The following is a 2980-nucleotide window of genomic DNA, read 5'->3' as shown; positions in this document are numbered from 1 at the left end:
TATAGGCGGCGACCAGCCTGTCGCCCTCCTGGCGCTCAACCGAGATCGCCAGCCGCATGGCGGCCTCACCCATCTGCCAGACCAGAAACGCCGTGCTTTCCAGTGTCGCCGGATCGGCCGCCGGCCGCAGCCGTTTCAGCACCGCGGTGAGGAATTCGGCGTTGGCGCGGCTGTCGGCGAGTTCGAGTTGGCGCAGCGCCTTGTCGGCTTGCGTGCCCGACCAGATGTCGCGCATCACCGGTTCGGCCAGGAACAGCCGGTAATAGATGTCGACCAACTCTGAAAACGCGGACTGCAGGCCTTCGGCGTCCCTGACACCAGCCAGTGCTGCCGAAATGCAGGACTGGCTTTCGGCGGTGTAGCGCTCGGCCAGCGCCCAGATGATCGCCCGCTTGTCCGGAAAGAACTGGTAGAGCGACCCGATCGACACTCCAGCGCGCTCCGCCACCTCCCCCATGCGCATGGCGTCGCTGCCTTGCTCGGCGATCAGCGCTGAGGCGGCAGTCAGCATGCGCTCGACCCGCTCGCGGCTGCGCTGCTGGCTCGGCGCCCGGCGCGGCGAAGCAATCTGCTCCCGCGCGGAAACCGGCGCGGCCGTGTCTTCCATGACTGACTCCAATGCCAGCAAAATCGCTTGACTCGCAAAATACGAGGGTTTATCACATTTTGCAAATGTGAGGATTATTCATATTTTAAATAGAGGAAACGGTTATGACTGACACGACAACCAAACCAATTCTGATCCTCGGCGGCACCGGCAAGACTGGCCGCCGTCTGGCCGAGCGGCTGACGGCGCACGACCTGCCGGTGCGGATCGGCTCGCGCTCCGGTACACCGCGCTTCGACTGGGAAGTCCCAGCGACCTGGGGACCGGCAATGCAAGGCGTCAGCGCCGTCTACATCAGCTACTATCCCGACATCGCCGTGCCGGGCGCCGCTGAAACCGTCGACGCCTTCGCCAGGCTCGCGGTGCAAAACGGTGTCACCCGACTGGTGCTGCTGTCGGGGCGCGGCGAAACGGAAGCCCAGCGCGCCGAAGAGATGCTGAAGGCCTCGGGCGCCGACTGGACCATCCTGCGCTGCGCTTGGTTCTCGCAGAACTTCAGCGAAGGCTTCTTCACCGAGTCCCTGGCTGAAGGCGAAGTGGCGTTGCCGATCGGCAATGTAGGCGAGCCCTTTGTCGATGCCGACGACATCGCCGACGCCGCCTTTGCCGTGCTGACGGAGCCAGGCCATGTCGGCCAGCTCTATGAGTTGACCGGGCCGCGGCTGCTGAGCTTCGCAGACGCGGTCGCCGAGATTGCCAAGGCGGCCGGACGCGACATCCGCTTTGTCAGGATCTCGCATGACGAATTCACTGCCGCTGTCGCGTCGCAGGACCTACCACCCGAATTCGGTTGGCTGCTCAATGAGCTGTTCACCCAGGTGCTCGACGGCCGCAACGAGTCGCTCACCGACGGCGTCCAGCGCGTGCTTGGTCGCCAGCCAAGAGACTTCTCCGCCTACGCAACGCAAACCACCGCAACCGGCATCTGGAGCAACTGACATGATCGCGAAGCTTCTCCCCACCCTCATCCTCATCGCCGCAATCGGCACAGGCGTCGTCGGTGGCGTCTTCTTTGCTTTCTCCAGCTTCGTCATGCCGGGCCTCGCCCGCCTGCCAGCCGCAAGCGGCATTGCCGCGATGAATTCCATCAACGTCACAGCGGTGACGCCGCTGTTCATGACGGCGCTGTTCGGCACGGCGCTCGTCTGCATTGTTGTCGCCATCGGTGCGGCGATCGGCTGGAGCCAGCCGGGCTCGCTCTGGCTGATTGCCGGCAGCCTGCTCTATCTCATCGGCATCGCGGTGGTGACGATGATCTTCAACGTCCCGCTGAACAATGCGCTCGCCGCCGTCAATCCGGCAAGCGGCAACGGTGCAACCGTGTGGTCGCGCTACCTCAATGAATGGGTGATGTGGAATCATGTCCGCACCATCAGCGGCATAGCCGCGCTGGCATCTTTCTGGTTCGCCGCGCGTTGACGACGATGGATGGAGCGACCGATGAAGGACTACGCAAATATGGCCTTCGGCATGGCCATCGGAGTTGGTGTCGGTGCCGCGATCGGCACCGCTCTGGATGATCTGCCGATGGGCGTTGCCGTGGGTATTGCGATTGGCGCCGCCGTCGGTGCGTGGCGACGCAAGTGACGGCAGCGCTCGCGACCCCTATGCCTTTGTCTTCCGATCGGAATGGCCGAGGTCGCGGTCCGGATCAATGACATCGCGGACCAGTTGCTTCAGTTTGGCCGCGTCCGGAAAGCCGCCGTCGCGCTTGCGATCCCAGACAAGCACGTCATTGCAGGAAATGGTGAAGATGCCGCCGGTGCCGGGCACCAGCGTCACTTCGCCAAGGTCCGTGCCGAAGGTCAACAGCAGCTCCTGCGCCATCCAGCCGGCGCGCAGCAGCCACTGACACTGCGTGCAATAGGTGATGCGGATGACCGGCAACGGCTTTTCGCTCGTGGCGGGTATAGCTCCGCTCATTTCGGACTGAGCTTCGCTCATGCCGCGCTGAGCTTGGCCATGGTCTCGTCGTCGACTTCGAAGTTGGCGTAGACGCTCTGCACGTCGTCGTCATCCTCGAGCGTGGCGACCAGCTTCATCAGCGACTGTGCCCGCTCCTCGTCGACCGGAACGTTGTTTTGCGGCCGCCAGATCGGCTTGACCGATTCAGCCTCGCCGAGTGCGCCTTCCAGCGCCTTCGACACTTCGCCCATGTTCTCAAAGCCGCAATAGATGGTGTGGCCTTCCTCGTCGGATTCGACATCGTCGGCGCCGGCTTCGATCGCCGCATCCATGATCTTGTCGGCGCTGCCGGCCGATGCCGGATAGTAGATCTCGCCGGCACGGTCCCACATGAACGACACCGAGCCCGTTTCGCCCATCGCGCCGCCGGCCTTGGTGAAGGCGGCGCGCACATTGGATGCCGAACGG

General features: G+C 63.8%; 6 protein-coding genes. 3 read left to right on the top strand and 3 right to left on the bottom strand.

The genetic code is table 11. The annotated features are described in order from the left end of the window. A partial coding sequence (locus EN750_RS26840) for a TetR/AcrR family transcriptional regulator (RefSeq protein ID WP_145967937.1) occupies positions 1-607 on the bottom strand: 607 nt, incomplete at its 3' end. Positions 608-711: 104 nt separating this feature from the next. Here EN750_RS26840 and EN750_RS26835 point away from each other — a divergent pair. The 3 genes from EN750_RS26835 to EN750_RS26825 are packed head-to-tail and all read left to right on the top strand — an operon-like array spanning position 712 to position 2194. Then, positions 712-1545 (top strand): NAD(P)H-binding protein, encoded by an 834-nt coding sequence (locus tag EN750_RS26835; RefSeq protein WP_127398427.1) that lies wholly within the window; start codon positions 712-714, stop codon positions 1543-1545. A gap of 1 nt (position 1546) precedes the next feature. Then, entirely contained in the window at positions 1547-2026 is a 480-nt protein-coding gene (locus EN750_RS26830; protein WP_127398425.1) for an anthrone oxygenase family protein, read from the top strand. Between the two features lie 21 nt (positions 2027-2047). Continuing rightward, a complete protein-coding gene (locus tag EN750_RS26825) occupies positions 2048-2194 on the top strand; it encodes a hypothetical protein (RefSeq protein WP_127398423.1) in 147 nt (48 codons plus the stop codon). Between the two features lie 18 nt (positions 2195-2212). On the opposite strand, the gene EN750_RS26820 is transcribed toward EN750_RS26825, so the two are convergent. Continuing rightward, positions 2213-2551: a SelT/SelW/SelH family protein gene (locus EN750_RS26820; RefSeq protein WP_127398421.1), complete on the bottom strand. Its 339-nt coding sequence runs from the start codon at positions 2549-2551 to the stop codon at positions 2213-2215. Beyond that, positions 2548-2980: YebC/PmpR family DNA-binding transcriptional regulator (locus EN750_RS26815; RefSeq protein WP_189526471.1), on the bottom strand; the 433-nt coding region annotated here is incomplete at its 5' end. The genes EN750_RS26820 and EN750_RS26815, both read right to left, overlap by 4 nt.

The organism is Mesorhizobium sp. M7A.F.Ca.ET.027.03.2.1 (genome assembly GCF_003999175.1).
Lineage (GTDB): Bacteria > Pseudomonadota > Alphaproteobacteria > Rhizobiales > Rhizobiaceae > Mesorhizobium.
The sequence above is the reverse complement of the archived record's forward strand: the minus strand, read 5'-3'. Positions and strand labels throughout refer to the sequence as shown.

What these genes read in the sequence shown, in the direction of transcription:
- EN750_RS26825 (WP_127398423.1), top strand. Translation starts at nt 2,048, where the DNA reads ATGAAGGACTACGCAAATATGGCCTTCGGCATGGCCATCGGAGTTGGT.
- EN750_RS26820 (WP_127398421.1), bottom strand. Translation starts at nt 2,551, where the DNA reads ATGAGCGAAGCTCAGTCCGAAATGAGCGGAGCTATACCCGCCACGAGC.
- EN750_RS26835 (WP_127398427.1), top strand. Translation starts at nt 712, where the DNA reads ATGACTGACACGACAACCAAACCAATTCTGATCCTCGGCGGCACCGGC.
- EN750_RS26830 (WP_127398425.1), top strand. Translation starts at nt 1,547, where the DNA reads ATGATCGCGAAGCTTCTCCCCACCCTCATCCTCATCGCCGCAATCGGC.